This is a genomic window from Granulicella sp. L56 (genome assembly GCF_009765835.1).
GTDB lineage: Bacteria > Acidobacteriota > Terriglobia > Terriglobales > Acidobacteriaceae > Edaphobacter.
Genome location: NZ_LMUS01000008.1, coordinates 178459 through 197580, shown reverse-complemented (window position 1 = coordinate 197580; position 19122 = coordinate 178459). Strand labels below are relative to the sequence as shown.

Annotated in this window: 15 protein-coding genes; 14 read left to right on the top strand and 1 reads right to left on the bottom strand. The window is 49.1% G+C overall.

Translation table 11 applies throughout. From position 1 onward, the window contains the following. Positions 1-41: 41 nt before the first annotated feature. From GSQ81_RS19500 to GSQ81_RS19475, 6 genes are read left to right on the top strand one after another with little or no spacing between them, the layout of a single operon-like run. Complete coding sequence (locus GSQ81_RS19500) at positions 42-881, top strand: polysaccharide deacetylase family protein (protein WP_158912465.1); 840 nt, start codon at positions 42-44, stop codon at positions 879-881. Further along, on the top strand, positions 881-1777 hold the full coding sequence (locus GSQ81_RS19495) for a glycosyltransferase family A protein (protein WP_158912464.1): 897 nt from the start codon (positions 881-883) through the stop codon (positions 1775-1777). Before GSQ81_RS19500 ends, GSQ81_RS19495 begins: the two co-directional genes overlap by 1 nt. 24 nt (positions 1778-1801) lie before the next feature. Further along, the gene (asnB, locus tag GSQ81_RS19490; RefSeq protein WP_256369700.1) at positions 1802-3679 is read left to right on the top strand and encodes an asparagine synthase (glutamine-hydrolyzing); all 1878 of its coding nucleotides are present in this window, start codon (positions 1802-1804) and stop codon (positions 3677-3679) included. Positions 3680-3689: 10 nt separating this feature from the next. Further along, the gene (locus tag GSQ81_RS19485; protein ID WP_158912462.1) at positions 3690-4670 is read left to right on the top strand and encodes a glycosyltransferase family 2 protein; all 981 of its coding nucleotides are present in this window, start codon (positions 3690-3692) and stop codon (positions 4668-4670) included. A 45-nt stretch (positions 4671-4715) separates the two neighbouring features. Continuing rightward, complete coding sequence (locus tag GSQ81_RS19480) at positions 4716-6155, top strand: O-antigen ligase (RefSeq protein ID WP_158912461.1); 1440 nt, start codon at positions 4716-4718, stop codon at positions 6153-6155. 37 nt (positions 6156-6192) lie between these two features. Then, positions 6193-7416 carry a GNAT family N-acetyltransferase gene (locus tag GSQ81_RS19475; protein WP_158912460.1) on the top strand — a complete coding sequence of 408 codons (1224 nt, stop codon included), beginning with the start codon at positions 6193-6195 and terminating at the stop codon, positions 7414-7416. Between the two features lie 59 nt (positions 7417-7475). Here GSQ81_RS19475 and GSQ81_RS19470 read toward each other — a convergent pair whose 3' ends face one another. Next, positions 7476-9125, bottom strand: a complete 1650-nt coding sequence (locus GSQ81_RS19470; protein WP_158912459.1) for a hypothetical protein — start codon at positions 9123-9125, stop codon at positions 7476-7478. Between the two features lie 411 nt (positions 9126-9536). On the opposite strand from GSQ81_RS19470, the gene GSQ81_RS19465 reads away from it, so the two are divergent. The 8 genes from GSQ81_RS19465 to GSQ81_RS19910 all read left to right on the top strand — a co-directional run. After that, entirely contained in the window at positions 9537-10583 is a 1047-nt protein-coding gene (locus tag GSQ81_RS19465; protein WP_158912458.1) for a glycosyltransferase family A protein, read from the top strand. 73 nt (positions 10584-10656) lie between these two features. Further along, positions 10657-11109 carry a VOC family protein gene (locus GSQ81_RS19460; protein WP_158912457.1) on the top strand — a complete coding sequence of 151 codons (453 nt, stop codon included), beginning with the start codon at positions 10657-10659 and terminating at the stop codon, positions 11107-11109. A gap of 72 nt (positions 11110-11181) precedes the next feature. Further along, a complete protein-coding gene (locus tag GSQ81_RS19455) occupies positions 11182-11952 on the top strand; it encodes an N-acetyltransferase (RefSeq protein WP_158912456.1) in 771 nt (256 codons plus the stop codon). A 168-nt stretch (positions 11953-12120) separates the two neighbouring features. Further along, entirely contained in the window at positions 12121-13587 is a 1467-nt protein-coding gene (locus GSQ81_RS19450) for an oligosaccharide flippase family protein (RefSeq protein WP_158912455.1), read from the top strand. Positions 13588-13625: 38 nt separating this feature from the next. Beyond that, positions 13626-14465: a glycosyltransferase gene (locus GSQ81_RS19445; protein WP_158912454.1), complete on the top strand. Its 840-nt coding sequence runs from the start codon at positions 13626-13628 to the stop codon at positions 14463-14465. A 199-nt stretch (positions 14466-14664) separates the two neighbouring features. Next, entirely contained in the window at positions 14665-16005 is a 1341-nt protein-coding gene (locus tag GSQ81_RS19440; protein WP_158912453.1) for a polysaccharide pyruvyl transferase family protein, read from the top strand. Between the two features lie 106 nt (positions 16006-16111). Further along, the gene (locus GSQ81_RS19435) at positions 16112-17266 is read left to right on the top strand and encodes a glycosyltransferase family 4 protein (RefSeq protein WP_158912452.1); all 1155 of its coding nucleotides are present in this window, start codon (positions 16112-16114) and stop codon (positions 17264-17266) included. Positions 17267-17766: 500 nt separating this feature from the next. After that, positions 17767-19122, top strand: a 1356-nt coding sequence (locus tag GSQ81_RS19910) for an Ig-like domain-containing protein (protein WP_216846512.1), incomplete at its 3' end; no start/stop codon positions are given.

Genomic DNA, 19122 nt, shown 5'->3' with positions numbered 1-19122 from the left:
TTGTGCCAAATGTTAGCATTATTTCACCGGAAACATCCGCAATGAAATTTCGCTTCGATCGTTCAGTAAGCCTAGTACTTGCGCGCCTGATGTCGATTCGGAGAACCCAGCCGGCAAGCGGCCGGTTTCCGATTCTGATGTATCACGGGATCAATGGAACCCTAAGCAGACGGCACCCCTACTTCGAAACTAATACCTCACCGGCTGTATTCCGCAGTCAGATGCAGGTGCTGGCCACTGGAGGCTACCAACCACTTAGCGTAGACGACGCACTTACTCCGTCTTCCCGCGCTGTAGCCAAGCGGCCGGTGGCGATTACGTTCGATGATGGATACGCAGATTTCTATGATGAAGCGCTTCCTATACTGGTCGAATTTGGCTTTGCCGCTACGGTGTATATCGTTACGGGATCTACAGGTAAGCAAAGAGTCATCAAGAACGGAAAACGGTTCATGTCTTGGGCCGACGTGTGTGACCTTCCCAAATGTGGTATCCGTGTCGGATCTCATACTGTGAGTCACCGCAACCTACGGGAGATGTCTCGCTCTCGCGTAGAGGAAGAAGTGAGACGATCGAAAGAGATGCTCGAGGATAAACTTGGTGCTCCAGTCGAATCATTCGCCTATCCATATGCGTTTCCAGAGCATGATAAGAAGTATGTTCAGTATGTTCGAGAATATCTACAGATGTGTGGTTACAAGAATGCTGTGTCTACTATCATTGGCACAGCAAGAGTATTAACAGACCGGTATTTATTGCCGCGGTTACCCATCAACACATTCGATGACGATGCCTTCTTGAGGGTGAAGCTTGAAGGAGGATACGAATGGCTGCACGCGCTGCAATATACGAGAAAGGCGTTTAGCAGGAGACGCGTGTGATGGAATTCTCAGAAGGCGCTGCCAACTACATCATTATCACTCCTGTGAAAGATGAAGAGCGATATATTGCCTGTACTCTGGAATCGGTGATAGGTCAAACGGTTCGTCCTCTTCGCTGGGTACTGGTCGATGACGGCTCATCGGATACGACGTCGGAAATTATTCAGACTTACATGCGCAATTGTGCGTGGATTTCGTATATTCGGATCGAACGAAATGCGCAGCGCATGCTGGGCTCTGCCGAGATCAGAGCGTTCTCTCTAGGCTATGAGTCTGTATGTCACCTCGATCACGAATATGTAGTCAAACTGGATGCAGATCTGCTTCTGCCATCTGATTACTTTGAACAGATACTGCGCCGATTTCGCAGCAATCCACGGCTTGGAATTGCTTCAGGACTGTATCTCGAAAAGAAGAAGGAAAGTTGGATTCCGGTAACCTTGCCGCAATATCATGCCGCTGGGGCATCAAAAATAGTGAGGGTTGCGTGTTTTCGTGCAATCGGAGGGTTTCCGCTTTTGCCTGGATGGGATACGGTGGACGAGATCAAATCGTGGACGCGTGGTTGGGAGACTACACACTTTTCTGAAATCCAGTTTCACCATTTGAAGGCAGAGGGCTCTGCCATGGGAGTTCTACGGATGAGCTTTTTCCATGGGGAAATTTATTACGTGAGTGGCGGAAGTGCGTTGTTTTTTTTTGGAAAACTATTACATCGCACAATCACGGGTAGGCCGTTGCTGTTAGCTGGCGCAATGCTGTTTTGCGGCTATCTGTACGCTGTGCTTAGCCGTCGCCCAAAGCTAGTGAACTTGCATGAAGAAGCCTACTACAAGCGACTTTTGAATCGGAGAATCGCTGAACAGCTAACCTCCAGATTATCTTTCCGATCATGATGTGAGAAAGCAGGATTGCAACGAATGTGCGGTATCTTTGGAGTGTTCAATCGGAATGGAGGCCCGGTGGCGCCCGAACTCATCCAGAGAATGGGTTCGGTTTTGCAACATCGCGGTCCAGATGGTGAGGGTCGTTATATCTCCAATGAAATTGGATTAGGTCACAGAAGACTGAGTATTATTGATGTTGCTGGAGGCTCGCAACCGATCGCAAACGAAGATGGCACACTGCACATTATCTTCAATGGGGAAATCTATAACTATATAGAACTGAGGGAAGAGCTTCTGAAGGCAGGTCATATCTTCAAAACACGAAGCGATACCGAGGTGATTCTGCATGGATATGAAGAGTGGGGCACAGCGTGCGTCGAACGCTTTAATGGTATCTTCGCGTTTGCGATCTGGAGTGGCATAAACAAAAGTCTTTTTCTGGCTCGTGATCATCTAGGGGTGAAGCCGCTATACTACGCTGTCCTTGGCCACCGCATTTTGTTCGCTTCGGAGATCAAGGCGTTGCTTCAGGACCAGGAGTGCCCACGCGAAGTGGATCTTGAGGCATTGTCACAGCTCTTCACGCTGCGTTATGTCCCATCTCCGAAGACATTGTTTTCAGGTATATATAAGCTGCCACCGGCGCATTGGATGCTGGTAAACTCGAAAAAAATTGAGTTCCGGCGCTTCTGGACATGGAAGCCAAGTATTCGTGAGCATTGTAACGAGTCGGAATTAATCGAGACTTACCAAGATTTAGTGGAAGATGCGGTTCGTCTCCAGATGCGTAGCGATGTGCCGGTTGGGCTCTTTCTTAGTTCAGGAGTGGATTCCGCTACTTTACTGGCACTCATGCGTCATCATACCAATGGGCGTATTCATACATTCACGCTTGGGTTTGAACATGGAGAGCAATCAAGCGAGACTCGGGACGCGCGCGGCCTAGCTGAACTCTATGGAGCAGACCATACTGAACTTGTCATTGGCCCAAAGGACTATCAAGACTACTATCGTCGCTATCTCATGGATCTCGAAGAACCAGTCGGCAATGAAACAGCTGCTGCATTTTACTTTGTGAGCCAGATGGCTAGCAAGAAGGTCAAGGTCGCATTGACTGGTCAGGGAGCCGATGAACCGTGGGCTGGATATCCTAGATACATCGGTGCCTCCCTGTCAGGAGCTTACAGTCGTCTACCCCGCGCATTCACCGCGAATATAGTTCGGCCTGTTGTCCTCGGCACTGTGAAGAACGAAAGGTTGCGTAGAGGGGTGAACTCTTTGAGCGAACCTGACATGCTGAGCCGTTTCGTTAAGATGTACTCGTTTTATACCAACGAGATGAAGTCCCACTTGTTTCAACCGTGGCTCCTTCAGCATATTTCAACAGACGGCGTTGAGGCTGAAAATGCCTTACGTCACCTGCAGCAAGACGTGAGCGAGTTAGATGCTGTCAATCAGATGACCTATATCGATACGCGAGCGAATCTACCCGATGATTTGCTTATGGTCGCCGACAAGACTTCGATGGCAAACTCGGTGGAAGCGAGAGTTCCATTTTTGGATCATAGGGTGGTTGAGTTTGCTGAGTCATTACCATCGAATTTCAAGTTGCGGCATCTCCGTGGTAAATATCTCCATAAGAAAGCTGCGGAGAAGTGGCTTCCACTGAATGTCGTTTATCGAAAAAAGAAAGGCTTTGCGAACCCCATCGACTGCTGGCTGCGAGAGCAGATGAAATCCTTTGTGGGTGACTGTCTTCTGAGCGATGCGAGCGTCTCAGCCAGATATTTCGATAAGGAATACATAAGAAGCCTGGTGGCTGACCACGAGACGGGGCGCCAGAATCACCTGCGTCACATCTATCTCTTGATCTCGTTCGAACTGTGGCATCGTCAATTTATGGGAACATAGAGTGCAGCCGATGGTGAAGCCTCCCGATCTCTCAATCATCATAGTTAATTGGAATTCGGCAGACTTTGTACGCAAGTGCATCTCAAGCCTCTATGCACAACCCCTTGGTCTGAGCGTTGAGACCATCGTGATCGATAATGCGTCGCACGATGGTTGTCGTGAGATGATTGCCCGTGACTTTCCCGGCGTACAGTTCATCCAAGGCGAAGAGAATTATGGCTTTGGTCGTGCGAATAACGCCGCATTTTTACATTCCAATGGGAGACTAGTTCTTTTTCTTAATCCGGATACGGAAACTTCCGCAGGAGCGGTCCAACGAATGGCGGAGCTGCTGGCTAATACAAGTGACGCTGGCATTGTAGGAGCTAAGTTACTCAACTCCGACGGCACCATCCAGACAAGTTGTATCCAGAAATTTCCCAGTATTCTTGGGATCCTGCTTGACTCAGACTTGCTGCGGACTTTGCTGCCCCGTTGGTCGTTTTGGGGCATGCGCCCCTTGTTCGACAACCCAAGTGGCTCAGTCGAGGTAGATGCCATTTCAGGTGCGTGCCAGATGGTGAGCCGTGATGTATTTTTACGCGCTCATATGTACAGCACAGCGTATTTTATGTACGCAGAGGACGTGGATCTTTGCCTGCGAGCAAAACGATTGGGACTCAGGAACCTCTATGTTCCGGATGCCGTGTTCGTTCATCACGGGGGAAAGAGCAGCGATGCAGTCGTAGAGAGTGGATGGTCTGCAATTGTGATGAGGGAGTCATGGAAACGTTTCTTTGAACTAAATCACAGCCGCACCTATGCCAAAGTGTTTCAGGTGTCCGTCGGCCTACAGGCTGTCCTCCGAGTCGCAGTTATATCACTGGCAGCACCAGTCGCCAGGATTACAGGACGAGGCCGCAGCGTGACAATGATCAGACGGAAATGGACGAGCATATTGCGCTGGGCACTTGGGCTCGAGCAATGGGTGTGCGGCCTTAGTCGCGATTAGCCGGAGTCAATTCTTGTCAGGGCTAGTTGGCATGACACACTAGCTATGCTTTTCCCAGCCGTGAAATTCTTTGTTTCGAGCATGCAGATAGATCCCAACATTCCGGCAAACGCATCTGGCATTGCTTTGACAATTGCGGCAGGGACAATATTACTTGTATTGCCAAAACGGTATGCAATTGTTCCAGTAATAGCAACGTGTTGCTATATGACCATGGGGCAATCAATCGTTATTGCGGGCTGTCATTTCACAATGATTCGAGTATTGATGTTGTTCGGTTGGACGCGTGTACTACTGCGCGGCGAGTTTCGGAAGATTAAGCTGGGTCAATTAGACAAAATGATCCTGTGGTGGACTGCTATCGGCTTTGTAGCCTATGTTGGTCTGTGGCGCAGCGGAGACGCGATTATCTACAAGATGGGTGCCACTTACAATATCATTGGGTTCTATTTTCTTTTTCGGATGATGCTGCGGAGTCTTGACGATGTGATACAGGTGTTCCGTACGATCGCTGTACTCGTTGTTCCACTGGCGATCTGCATGCTTTTCGAAAAGTCAACGGGAAGAAATTTGTTTGCAGTGTTTGGAGGAGTAAGTGAGATAACCATCGTTCGTGATGGCGTTTTGCGATGCCAAGGGCCATTTTCGCATCCTATTCTTGCGGGCACCTTCGGGGCAACCGTCTTTCCACTAGTAGCGTGTCTTTGGTTGAATGGAGGCATAGGCAAGCTGATGGCTGCGGGCGGAGTGATTTCTTCGTTAATTATTACAGTGGCTTCAGGTTCCAGCGGGCCCGTACTGGCGTTTATGGCTGCGGTGCTAGCACTCGGGTTGTGGCGTGCGCGTGATCATATGTTTCTTCTGCGGAGGGGGATCGCGGTTGGTCTGGTCTCTCTCCAGATTTTCATGAAGGCTCCCATCTGGTTTCTTTTAGCCAGGGTAGATGTATTCTCAGGTTCAACTGGATTTCATAGGGCTATGTTGATCGACGGCGCATTCCACAATCTCGGTGATTGGTGGTTGATGGGAACCCAATCTACCCTTTCTTGGGCCGATGAAGAGCAGGGACTGTTCGACGTAACAAATCAATATCTTCAAGTTGGGGCCGAAGGCGGAATTGTGTCAATGGGGTTGTTCATCTGGATTATCGTCTGCGCGTTCCGCTTGGTTGGATTGACACGGCGCTCAATGGCCGAAATTGGAGAATCAGCAACAAATCAATTTTTTGTATGGGGATTAGGAGCAGCATTATTTGCTCATGTTGTCTCGTACGTCAGCGTCTCCTACTTCGATCAAAATTTTGTCAATTGGTATCTCTTGCTGGCAATGATCGCCACAGTTGGAGATCAATTCCAGACTCCGATCGAAGCCAAAGAATTTATTGATGTGAACGAAGATGAAGAACGGGAGAAGGTTCTGGTAGAAGCGGGCCCTTCTACATGGTTGATGCCGATAGCCTACTCCTCACCTACTACCGCCTGTTAGCCATCACCGAACAAGTACTTCATGTACACGCTTTGTTATGTCACACTCAGACTCTATTGAATTCGATTCGGACCTGCAGGATGCCTATTCCTTAGAGGTCGGCAATATAGCAGTGACGAATGATTTGAAAGGTTTAGCGGCTCTGCGCACTAGCTGGTGTGACATGCAATGGCATCCGAATGCCGATATTGATTTTTATACGGATGTAGTACGTGTCTGGGCGGAGCGATGCAGGCCGCATGTTCTGACGATAAGCAGAAATGGCTCTCCTGAGGCGCTCCTTGTAGGAAGGGAAGAGATAGTCTCTATCGACTGCCGATTGGGTTACAAGACTCTTTTTAGAGTGAAGGCTCGTCAGTTGACATTCATCTATGGAGGCATGCTTGGAGAGTTCTCTTCCGAAAATTGCACGCTCTTTATAAAGGCTATTAGAGAGTCGCTCAAACAACGAGAGGCAGATCTCGCAGAATTTCACTTTATTCGAACTGATTCGTGCCTCTATCGAACATTGTCTGCTGCTAAGCAAACGCGAGACTCTAGTTCGCTAGTGCAGATCCATCGTAGTACATCTGCGGGATGCAGCGCGGATGACACGTATCGCAAAATGTCAGCAAAGCGACGCAAAAATTTACGTGGAAAAAAGCTACTTCAAGAGTTCGAGGGGCGAGTCAACATCCGTTGCTTTTATGAACCCGACAGTCTGGCGGAAATGTTCGTTGACGTAGAAAGTATCGCCTGTAAGACCTACCATAGAAAACTGGGCGTTGGCTTCGATGGAAGCAAAGAGCTATACCAGAGGATGCTTGCAGAATCCAAAAGAGGAAGATTTCGAGCTTATGTGCTTTATTTAGCAAATAAGCCAGCCGCATTCTGGATTGCAACTGCATACATGGGCGTACTTTACAGCGATTTTTTGGGATACGACCCTATCAATGCCAGATATTCGCCAGGAATGTACCTGATTACAAAGACTCTTGAAGGTCTGTGCGATAGTGAAATTGATTCCACCATCAAGAAAGTCGACTGGGGATTGGGAGATGCACAATATAAACAGGTGTTAGGTGATAGCAGTTGGACCGAAGCTAATGTAAGAATATTTGGTACTTCGCTAAAAGGTGTGGCGATCAAGGCAATGATAGTCCCTATTGCTACAGTCGATATATGGCTAAAACGTGCACTTGCAAATTCTGGATTATTGCAGAAGATCAAAACTAGATGGAGGCACCATTTAGTGGAAAAGCAAACGCCGACGAGCACCTAAGGAACAGTGAATATGAATAAATCTAAAAAACAGGAAGGTATGACCTCGCTGTTGCCGTTCTATCGCACGGTGGCAGTCAATCCGGTAGGTGGGCTGGGCATGCTCGCGGATGCGGATGGAACCTGAAATGCACCGCGATCCCATGTGCCATCAGCTCCTCGAGCGGTTCCCAATAGGTCAGTCGCATTTGCTGCAAGTATCGCACTGGTAACTGCACCAACGCTGGTATCGGATGCCAAACGATAGTCAAAGCTTGCAGCACTATTGAAAATTGCATTGGACGTTGCCACCTGTTTGCCGGGATCCGAATCATTCGAGGGTGAAGAGTCAGTCGTTGCGAAGTAAGCATTATCAGTCCAAGTCATCGACGTGCAGGTCGGCAGCCCGTTGCTTGTGGGGCAGGCATTACTGATGCTTATTTGTGCCGCACCCACCCAAGCGTTGTTCATAACATAAACTGCTTGCATTGGATTGGTATAGCCCCCATCGCCGAGCATGACTCCCGACCCAAGGCCACACCCGGTTCCATAATTGGCTATTGTGTTATTTATGATGTAGACATTTCCGGAAAACTGGGAATCAAAAAGATAAAAGAAGTTGGCGATACCGGGATTCTTAGCGTTAGCTCCGGATCCGCCGCTAGCGGCTGCGCAACTGGTCATTAGCACCACATTTCCATAGATGTACCAGGGACCGTTATTCTGGTTGCAGTTGTTGAAGTCACAGGCGCTTGCCGGTGCGATAATGGCTGTTCCATTAATGTCCTGCCAGTAGTTGTAAGCGAGGGTGAGGTCTTGGGTTCCCTCTGATATTGATCCTCCCTCTGCATGGTAGTTTGCGGTGGAGTAATTTCGGGAGAAATAGTTATATTCGAAAGATTCGTTATTCGCGGGGCCGTAGGTTCCACCACCTGGAGCAGTTCCGCGAGTACACGGGGGTGGCACCACGCTCCCGTTAGCGCAATGCTGACCGTGGAGAAATAACATTGAGGCCCCCACATCGTGAATGTAATTATTGCTGACCGTCAGATTGTACGATCCCCAATCATTATCAATTCCATTTTCCCGGCAACCTGCATCCGTATTTGCATGAGAGCCATTAACATCGACATACTCAAATGTAATATCGTGAACCACGACGGCCGCTGTAGCTGAGTTAGTTCCGAATCCTATATTCGCATAGCAAGCTATAGCTCTGGAGTTATCCGTTTTGAAACCATAGGCGGATTCGGACTGCCAGTCCGTTTGTGGGTTGCCTGTCGAACTACTCCGGTAGGTCCCATTGATGACGTAGTAGTCTTTGGTGAAGCTGAAGATAGTACCTACTCCAGAGGTATCAGCGCTTTGGAACAACGCCTGAGCCTGATACGAATCGTTCCATCCTATGCTGGTGCCATGGCTGACAGTGGTTGGAGCCATGACAGTAATAGCAATGTTGCCGGAATCAACGTCATTGAATACATGACCGCCATAGGTGCCACCGGCCACCCAATAGGTGACACCCCGCGTCAAGTTTGCAGGAAGATCAATATAAGCGTTGGCCCAGTCTATGCCTGTGCGTGTTCCGCTCGTCGCTCCAGAACGAACGTAGCAGTTCCCGGATCCGTCGCAGCCCGCGGCGGCAAAGCAGTAGATGCCGCAATCGCAGATCAGGAGCACCAGCACCATTGTCATTAAAACAGTTCTTAAAATTGACACTTTGCCGCTCATAGATATTCTCCTTGCTGGCTGCTTCGCTATAGTTATTCCTCTGGTTGCATATATGGCTATCAAGTTGCGACTTTCAAATAAGGGTTAATCTGATGGTATAGGATGCTTCACGATATTTTGTTGTTCAATTTCTTGGAGGAAATCCACCGTTTAGCCGAGCGCTCATAGAACAGCAACTACCGTAATGAGCTAGTACTGGAGAGCTGGCTCAGTACTCCATTCTACGGAGTGACACTAATATTGTATTCAATAAGGCAAATAGTTCTCAAACATAAAAATGGCCTAATCGGTAGCGAAAAATTAGACTCTCCCCGTTTCAATATCGGCATACCATCAGGATCTTGATACGCGCATTTGGTCTTCGCAGTCAATTACTATCGTCGATTTCCTTCTCTCTGTTTATAAATAATTATGGAACACACTCCAACAATCTCGGTCGTAGTGCCTACATATAATCAACGAGATAGCCTCGTTTATGCGGTAGAAAGCATCCTGAATCAAACCTATCCTGTACTGGAAGTGATTATTGTGGATGATGGGTCGTCGGACGCTACTTCTACGGAGGTGGAGCTTCGGAGCAAGCTCAATGGGCACTGGAGGGATCGCGTTCGATATATCTACCAAGCCAATCAAGGCCAGAGTGCGGCCAACAATGCGGGAATCGCGATTGCGCGAGGGGAATGGATCGGCTTCAATGCCAGTGATGATCTTTGGTTGCCAACTAAACTTGAATTGCAGATCCGTGCGCTAGAGAGATTTGATTCCAAATGCGGTTTCTGTTTTTCGGATGCCTGGTTCATGAACAATCCCTACATGAAGCAGAGTGTGTTCGAATTGGCAGGAAAAAGCCGAGATCAGGCATTCGGAACAGTTGCGAACCCGACCCGCCTTGTTGCTTTAGGAAGACATCCCATCTGGATGCAGACGGCCATCGCGCGCACCGACATGGTCCGGCAAGCCGGAGGATGGGACCAGAGCTTGCGGTATTTTGAAGATTACGATCTTATCCTCCGAATATCTCAATTGACGACGTTTTGTTTCGTTGGCATGCCCATGGTACTCATCGACCGTTCCCCCACTGGTGAACCTGCATTTGGGCACATAAGAGACTGGCATAAGGAAGAGTTTCGTCTCCGCATGGAGCAAAAGTGCTTCGAAAAACACCTTAGGGATGATGCGAAGTTTCCGAAGGAAATCAAACATATCTTGCGCAGCAATCTCCACAATGTGCACAAGGCTTGGGCCAACTGGCACCTTGAAAAAGGGGACTATATTCAAGCGAAGCAAGCCCTTTCTAAAGCATCAACCTATGGGTTTTCAGCCATGCAACTCGCAAAGCGCGCTGGAATTAGATTAGCCCCATCTTTATTGCGCTGGGCGGTTACGCGCGATAGGAAGAAAGCTATTCGCCACGATCAATCGAGTCGATTAGCAAGCCAAGGTGCAAATGGAATGTAACCTTCTTTAACGAGGGGGCTACCTATTATTTGGACGCACGTTATAGCATCTAGTTGCGTGGACAATACAACTCATGATTATTGATCACATTGGAATTGTCGTACCATCGATTGACGACGGTATACAACAGTGGCAGGAAATATTTGGCTATCATCGCGTATCAGAAGTGATAGAGAACAGTCGCCAGAAGGTTAGAGTGGTTTTTCTAAAGAAAACAGATTCAATCCTTATTAAACTAGTAGAACCATCCGTTGCCGATTCCCCAGTTTCGTCGTTTGCCCGCAGAGGCGGAGGGCTGCACCATCTCTGTTTCCGTTGTAATGATCTCGATGCGGCGATCCCATTGTTGCGGTCGAATGGAGCAAAGTTCATTGTGCCCCCCCAGCCGGGCGAGGCATTTAATGGCGAGGACATAGCATTTTTTCTTACTAGGAATAATCTGAGTATAGAGCTGATCGATACGATGGAAAAGCAGGGGATTGACTCAATGGATACTCAAGGCTCTGTACCAAAAGGTCTTTTTTGAAACCAGTAACCGATCGTTAAGCTAACTCTCTCGAATACATTTACTGCTGCAGTTTTGTTTAGGAGCTAAGTGATGAAGTTTAACTCCCGCAACGTTTATATAAGTCCGAAAGCCAAGCTCGGCAACGGTGTTCGCATTGGCGACAATACCGTTATTTATGACAACGTTGTTCTAGAAGATAACGTCACAATATGTAATGACTGTGTCGTCGGTGAGCCTCTTAATGCTTACTATCATTCTCCTGACTATGAGAATCCTGTGACGGTCGTTGGTTCTGATTCAATCATCAGAAGTCATTCCGTAATTTATGCGAGCTGTCAAATAGGCTCTTCGTTTTCTTGCGGCCATCGTGCTTTGATTCGGGAAAAGTGTACGATTGGCAATCACTGTTCTGTTGGGAGCATGGCTGATCTTGAGGGTGAAATCATCATCGGCGATTATTCCAGGATTCACAGCAGTGTACATATTTCACAGTGGTCGGTGATAGGTTCTTATTGTTGGATCGCTCCGTTTGTAGTCATGACACACGACCCCTATCCACCGTCGAATGACTGGAAGGGATCATCCATTGGCGATTACACGCAAGTATGCGTTGGTGCCGTGATCCTCCCTGGTATTCAGATAGGGAAAAAGTGTGTCATAGGTGCAGGCGCTGTTGTCAATAAGAGTTTGAAAGATTTGTCTCTGGTTGTCAGCGCATCTTCGAGAATAACGGACGTCGTGAAGTATATCGTGATGGGCAAAGGGAGAGTCTACCCTTGGATGAATCGCTTTGAACGTGGCATGCCGTGGGAAGGTATCGGCTATGATACCTGGATCAAACAACCACACGACGTGGAATGAATCAGATCACTGGCAATCTTCCGTGGATCTTATTCCCGCTCGGCTTTCTTTCGAAGGTTGATAACCCGACGAAAAAGGAGTGGCCGGAAACTCTTCAGTGTGCTGTAGTTTGCCTGTCTATTCAACCCTACCTACATCTGTAGCTTAGCTTTTCAGGATATCGTAATTATGAAGTCGATTGTTCGAGCTACGGCAATGTTGAGCGGAAGTTCTGTCGTCACTATCCTTGTAGGCTTGGTATCTGCGAAGGCGTTAGCTCTCTTATTGCAGCCTAGCGGTTATGGCTACTACGGCCTTATTCAAAGCGTAGTTGCGGTAGCAAGTCTTGTTACTGGTATGGGGATAGCAACCGGCATGGTGCGGCAGGGAGCTGGAGCGGCTTCGCGCAAAGATGAGCTGATTGTTTCCGGGTTACGGAATGGGGCTTGGGCGCTATTTTGGGTTTTAGGCGGGATTTCATTCCTGGTTCTAATTCTGTTTCGGGAACCACTGAGCCGGCTAGGCGGGGTAAATCAGCCGGTGGTCATGCCGATTGTTGGGGTTATCGTATTATTCACAGTAGCCAACAACATCCAGACCGGAATGTTGAATACCTACCATCGCGTAGCGGTTCTGGCGACCTATGCAATCATAAATTCCGTGGTCTGCGCAGGCATCACTATTTTAGCGGTACTTCGTTGGCATTCCAGTGGTATCGTTATAGCCATTTTGGGTGGAGCGATTGCGAGCTGGGCCATTTCTGGGATCATGCTCCGTCGTCATGTGGGCCGTCCGGTTCTGCGATTCTTCCGACAGGAGACTCTGGATGCGGCCTGGTCCCTCCTGCAATTCGGAGGGGCTTTCACGGTAAGTACGCTGGTTGGAACAGGCGTGCAGCTTGCTCTGCCAATAGTGGTCTTTCATCTATTGAGCACGGAGAGCGTTGGCTACTATAAGGCGGCCTCGGCAATTGCTGTAGGGTATCTGGGATTTATCGTCACTGCGATGGGGCAGGATTACTTTCCGCGAGTTTCAGCGGAGAGGGATAACCCAAAGGCGTTAGTGCAACTGATCAATGAGCAGCATCGTCTAGTAATGCTGCTTGCTGCACCCATAATTCTAGGTACGCTTGCACTAGTACCCTATCTAGTTCCTTTGGTGTACTCGCGGAAATTTTCTCCCGCAGTAGAGATTCTCGAGTGGCAGTTGATCGGAGATTTATTCAAGTTCTCGAGTTGGACAATGTCATTTGCGATTTTGGCGCGCTGCAAGAGTTCGATTTACTTCCTTACCGAATCAATTGGCGGTGCTACAACACTTGTGACAACGTGGATTGGGGTGCGGCTGTTCGGCCTTCCTGGGTTGGGAATTGCTTCGCTCGTCATGTTTATCATCTACTATGCTGTGACTTGGGTTGTCATTCGACGCGAAATACCTCTTATCTGGACCGCGGCCAATAAAAAAATGATGTTGGCTGCGGTGTCTGCGGCAACAATCGTCAGAATTCTTCCTAGTACGCGATTCGCGGATCTCAGAACCCCGATAGCACTCGCTTTCGCGGCTGGTGCAACCATCCTCAGTATGACGGTACTGTGGCACCAATATCGGGAAGGGAAAGATTCGCAGCAGAGAGCTAAAGCATCTGTAGCAAGCTAGCAGAAAATCATCGTCAGTCACAGCGGATGGCACCTAAAATGGAGCAAAATCTGGATAGGGATTCCTTAGAGAGTATGGACCAATCTCTATCACAGTGGACACTAGTGGTTGCTGCTAACAATGAGTCAGTGCTGGAGAATACTCTATTACGATCTCCAGACATCGGCTTAACGTGTCAGGTTTTGATCAAGCAAGGTTTTACTTCATCAGGATCTGCCTATAACTGCGGTCTCTCGGAAGCAAAGTCAGAGTTGGTCGTTTTTGCACATCAGGATGTGTATTTTCCTCAACGATGGAAAGAAAATCTCAATCGGAGCCTTCAGTGGCTGGCGGTTCAAGACCCAGAATGGGGAGTACTGGGAGTGTTTGGCGTCACACCCGGGGACAAGCCGGAATACACGGGGCATTGCTATTCAACAGGACTTCAACGTGTTGTGGGGGAGCCTTTTGCAAATCCGATTTGTGCACAGGCGCTCGATGAATTAGTTCTAATTATTCGCCGTAGTTCGGGACTTCATTTCGACGATAAACTACCCGGTTTTCATCTCTATGGAACTGATATTTGTCTTCAGGCTTTTACGAAAGGAATGGGATGCTACATCGTTCCCTCCTTTTGCATTCACAATAGCAACGGACTGCGATATCTACCATGGGCCTATTGGCGTTCCTATTTTTATATGCGAAGAAAGTGGTGGGATCTGTTGCCGATAGTGACTTGCTGCTCTCTACTTTCACGATCATTGAAGCCGGTTGCGGCCCAAGTCATTTCTGATGCAAAGCAATGGATGTTTGGAAGTAGACAAGTTGGTGTTCGCAGCGAAGATATTGTTAGTAGATATAAGACTCTCATCTCCACTGGTGAAGTGCAGGATATCTAGTTATTGTCTTCGGGTGAGCATGCCTAAGAATCCATTAGCATCTGAAGGGCAAGCAATGCTTTGAAGTGATCGAGAACGGGTGGCAGCAGGAACAGAAGCAACATATAGGCGTCTCTTCTCTAAGCTACGCGATGAAACCGCACGCCCCGGGTCGAGGTAACGTGGTTATAGAGTTTATGCGGATTCCAAGGAGAATATTTTGAAGGTTCTTCTATTAGGTGTAGGCTTCAACACTCAAAATATGGGGGTAGGAGCACTCGCGTCTGGTGCAGTACGCTGTTTGCGTGCCCATGGACGTAATCCGGATATATCTTTGTTGGATTATGGCACTGAGGACGAAGTCAGGACTGTCGATTCCGATGGACGTTGGCTTTCGATCCCGATTGTCACGATGCGATTCTCTTGGAAGCTCTATCTTGGCAACAACATTATTATTTTGTTACTCCTGTCGTTGATGCTGCGATTGTTTCCGTTTCAGCGGTTGCGTGAGGCGGTCCTGGCCCGAAACAGGAGTCTGCGTAGAATTTGCGAGGCGGATATTGCAGCGTCAATATCCGGTGGCGATAGCTTCAGCGATATTTATGGTTTGGGCAGGTTTTTCTACGTGTGCCTGCCTCAAATACTGGTATTGCTGCTGAACAAAGACTTGGTTTTACTTCCCCAGACGGTAGGCCCCTTTATGGGAAGGTTACCTCGGTGGATCGCCCGTATGATACTAGGCCGGGCTCAACGGGTGTACTCAAGAGATTACATAGGGCTTGAGCAGGTAGAGCGCTTGCTGGGGCACAACTACAACATCGGCCGACACCGCTTCTGTTACGATCTTGGCTTCGTAGTGGAGCCGAGGCCTCCTAAACAACTGTTAATTGCAGGGTTGAATGAATTATCTGCTCGGGAATTGCCCATTGTGGGCTTCAATATCAGCGGTCTATTGTGGACTGGTGGATACTCTCACAAAAATATGTTCGGATTGCGGTCGAACTATCAGCAGATGGTACACGCCATCATTGATCATCTTATTTCTAGCAAGCAAACTTGTGTGCTTCTCCTGCCTCATGTCTTTGGTAGAGAGGTGCACTCGGAGAGTGACGCCTTGGTATGCGAGCAGATATTCAATGAGCTAGGGAAAAAATACGAAGGCCGATTAGGCGTTCTGCAAACGGAACTGGACCAATGTGAGATCAAATCCGTTATCGGATCGTGCGAGTTCTTCATTGGATCAAGGATGCATGCTTGTATCGCGGCTCTGTCCCAACAAATCCCGGCTGTTGCAGTAGCCTACAGCGAAAAATTTAGCGGGGTGCTCAACACGATCGGCGTTCCATCATTGGTGGCTGATGCAAGGCAAATGGACAATGAGCAGATTCTGAGGCTTATTGACGAGGCCTACGACGGACGGAAGGAACTGGCCTCCCATCTCGCCAAACGAATCCCGGAGATAAAAGCGACTGTACTGGCTCTTGGTGACGAACTCCTTGGTTTCCAGAGCCATGCTACCAATAGAGACGACTTGTCCTGTCGCGTCTGTGAGACATCGTAGCTCAACATACGATCTAACGATCTCGCCTAATGTAAATTTTTTTACAGGTAAACCAATGCATGTGTGCATGATTGCGTACACGTTTTACGAAGGAGATAACCGGGTGATGCGCTACGCCGAGGCGCTCGCTGCACGCGGCGACCACGTTGACGTGATCGCCGTAGCCAAGGAGTCCCAGCCAAAATATGAGGTTCTGAACGGTGTTCGGGTATTCCGAATCCAGATGAGAAAGAAGAATGAAAAGCATCCGCTGACACACCTGATTCGCTTACTCATGTTTCTGGTCCGTGCCTCTATCCTGGTGGCTGCCAAGCACGTCCGACATAGATACAATATTGTGCACGTTCACTCTGTTCCTGATTTTCTAGTGTTCGCTGCCCTTGTGCCACGGTTTACTGGCGCTTGCGTGATCCTCGACATTCATGATCTGTTGCCTGAACTCTATGCAGACAAATTCAAGGTGTCCCCGTCTTCGCGGACATTCAGAGCTCTGCGGATCGTTGAGCGTGTATCGGCAGCTTCGGCCGACCACGTCATCGCTCCTAATCACATATGGCGAGAAAAGCTAGTACAGAGATCGGTAGAGGCTTCGAAATGTTCAGTCTTTATGAATTATCCGGACCCGTCGGTATTTTCTTTACGCGAACGGTCGCGAAGAGACAATAAGGTTGTTCTAATGTATCCGGGATCGCTCAATTGGCATCAAGGGCTAGACTTGGCAATCCGTGCATTTGCCATAAATGCCAAGCTTTTTCCAACTAGCGAGTTCCACATCTATGGAGAGGGACCTGAAAGAGAGAATCTGGTTCAGTTGGCGGCGGAGCTGGACTTGAGAGATCGGGTATTGTTCCATGCACCTCTTCCGTTACGGGAAATTGCAATTATCACTGAAAACTCTGACCTGGGTATTATTCCAAAACGCAATGATGGTTTCGGGGATGAAGCATTCAGCACTAAAAGTCTTGAGTTTATGATGCTCGCGGTGCCCATTATTATTGCTGACACCAGGGTCGATAAGCTCTACTTCAATACCGATATCGTTACCTTCTTTCGCAGCGGCGACATAGCCGATTTGGCCAGTTGCATGCGAAGGCTTATGGAAGATAAGTTACTTCGCATGGAGCAGGCTGCCAAAGCACTCGTCTTCGTCAAAAGTTATAGCTGGGATTCTAAGAAGAATGATTACATGGCACTCGTCGATAGACTTACCGCCAGGGTAAGCGGTGCAGATGTTGTGCCTGCAGGTGAAGCTCATTTCTAAGCCTTAAAGTGGATACTTGCTCCAATGAATAATTTCCAATTAGCTACTAACTAAGCCAAAGAGACTTATTGCCTCCATTTATGCTTCCTACAACGGTAAGGTTCATTAAATGCGGCTGCACCACCTCTGCATGCATACAAAGTCATACTGAAAAAATCTATCGAAGGTCGTCCACCATGACACATCGAACTCACAGATCTTATTGGAGTGTTATTTGTCTGGCGCTAGGCACGCTTGTCTGCTCAGCACTAGGAAGTGTGGCACATGCCCAGGCTGCACAATTCGTTACGTTCACAGCTGGAGATAGCGGATCGTCCTCGACTTCGGTGACCTATCTTAATGGTGTCCAGAGCGGAGACTTGATTGTCCTTTTCTCGCACTGGGATAATCAGGCAATCACCGCAACTGCAAGTGATAGTGCTGGGAACGTATATAGTCCAATCTCCGGCCCTGTCAGCGTAGGAAGCGCAGGACGATTCCAGGCTTGGTATGCAAAAAATGTGCAAGGCGGGAACCTGGAGTTCAAGATAACGTACTCGGGGCGGACGACCACCATTTCACTTCTGGACGCTGCCGAATACTCAGGGCTTGACAAGACGGCGCCATTAGATATGTTTGCGGTGGCGACAGGCACGGGTAACGCTCAAAATAGTGGCACCACAGCCACTACAAGTTCTCCGTTTGAAACTGTAGTTGGCTTTTTTGGGTTTGATGGATACGCGGCACCCTATACTGCGGGAACAGGATTTACTTTTCGCGATTACGATGCGAGCAGTTTTCTAGAAGACCGGTCGGTGAGTGCCACCGGCAGATATCAAGCGACCTCACAGTCACAAGGGTCCAATGCATGGGTAGCCTATGCGATTGCATTTAGAAGTGCTGCCCAAGGGGCGCTTACATTATCTTCAATTGCCGTTACACCCGCCAATACCTCTCTTGGAGGTGGTCTGACGCGGCAGTACACGGCGACGGGGACTTATAGTGATGGCAGCACGCAGAACCTGACGAATTCTGTGGCATGGAGTTCGACGAATTCAGTGGCCGCGACGATTAGCAGTGCTGGATTGGCCACAGCGGCAGCGGTTGGCACAACGACCATTAGAGCTACGCTTGGGTCGATCAGCGGCTCGACTGGCCTGACGGTAACTGCGCCACCTGTTCTGGCATCGATTGCTGTAACACCGATGAACCCGTCCCTTGTGATTGGCCAGACGCAGCAATTTACGGCGACCGGCACTTACAGCGATAGCAGTACGCAGAACCTCACCAGCTCTGTGACCTGGAGTTCGGGCAATGCCGCCGGGGCCACGATCAGCAGCGCCGGTCTGGCTACCGCCATTGCGACCGGAAGTACAACCATCCACGCAGTTTCAGGATCGATCTCCGGTTCCGCGACCTTGACGATTGCCGCAGGCGCATTTCCATGGATCCCTTATGACACGTGGATCGACTTTGAGCAGGGCACGGTTGGGGCACAGGCGAACGCAACCCAGTTGGCCGCATCGACGCATGGCGTCCAGGGAGTCTGGTCCGTGGCCGACCCGAACAATCTGTTGAGTATTCAGACTGCTGCCGAGGACCCGGGACACGCCGTCACCGGTGACACCGGAACTCGCGGCATGGCGACCAATCTGAACAGCGGAGCTTCCGCTTATGCTGAATGGGACCCGCCAGCGCAGCAAAGCTCCTTCTCGATAGGGTTATGGTACAAGACCGGGGAGGCGGTACCTTGGTCCAGCGGCCCCTTCTTTGTTCTCTTCTACAACAACTCCTTTGGCCCAATGATCAGGCTCTCGGATGAGAAGTCACCCTATACCAACGTCCGCCAGATTCAAGTGAGCCCTCTGAATCAAGCC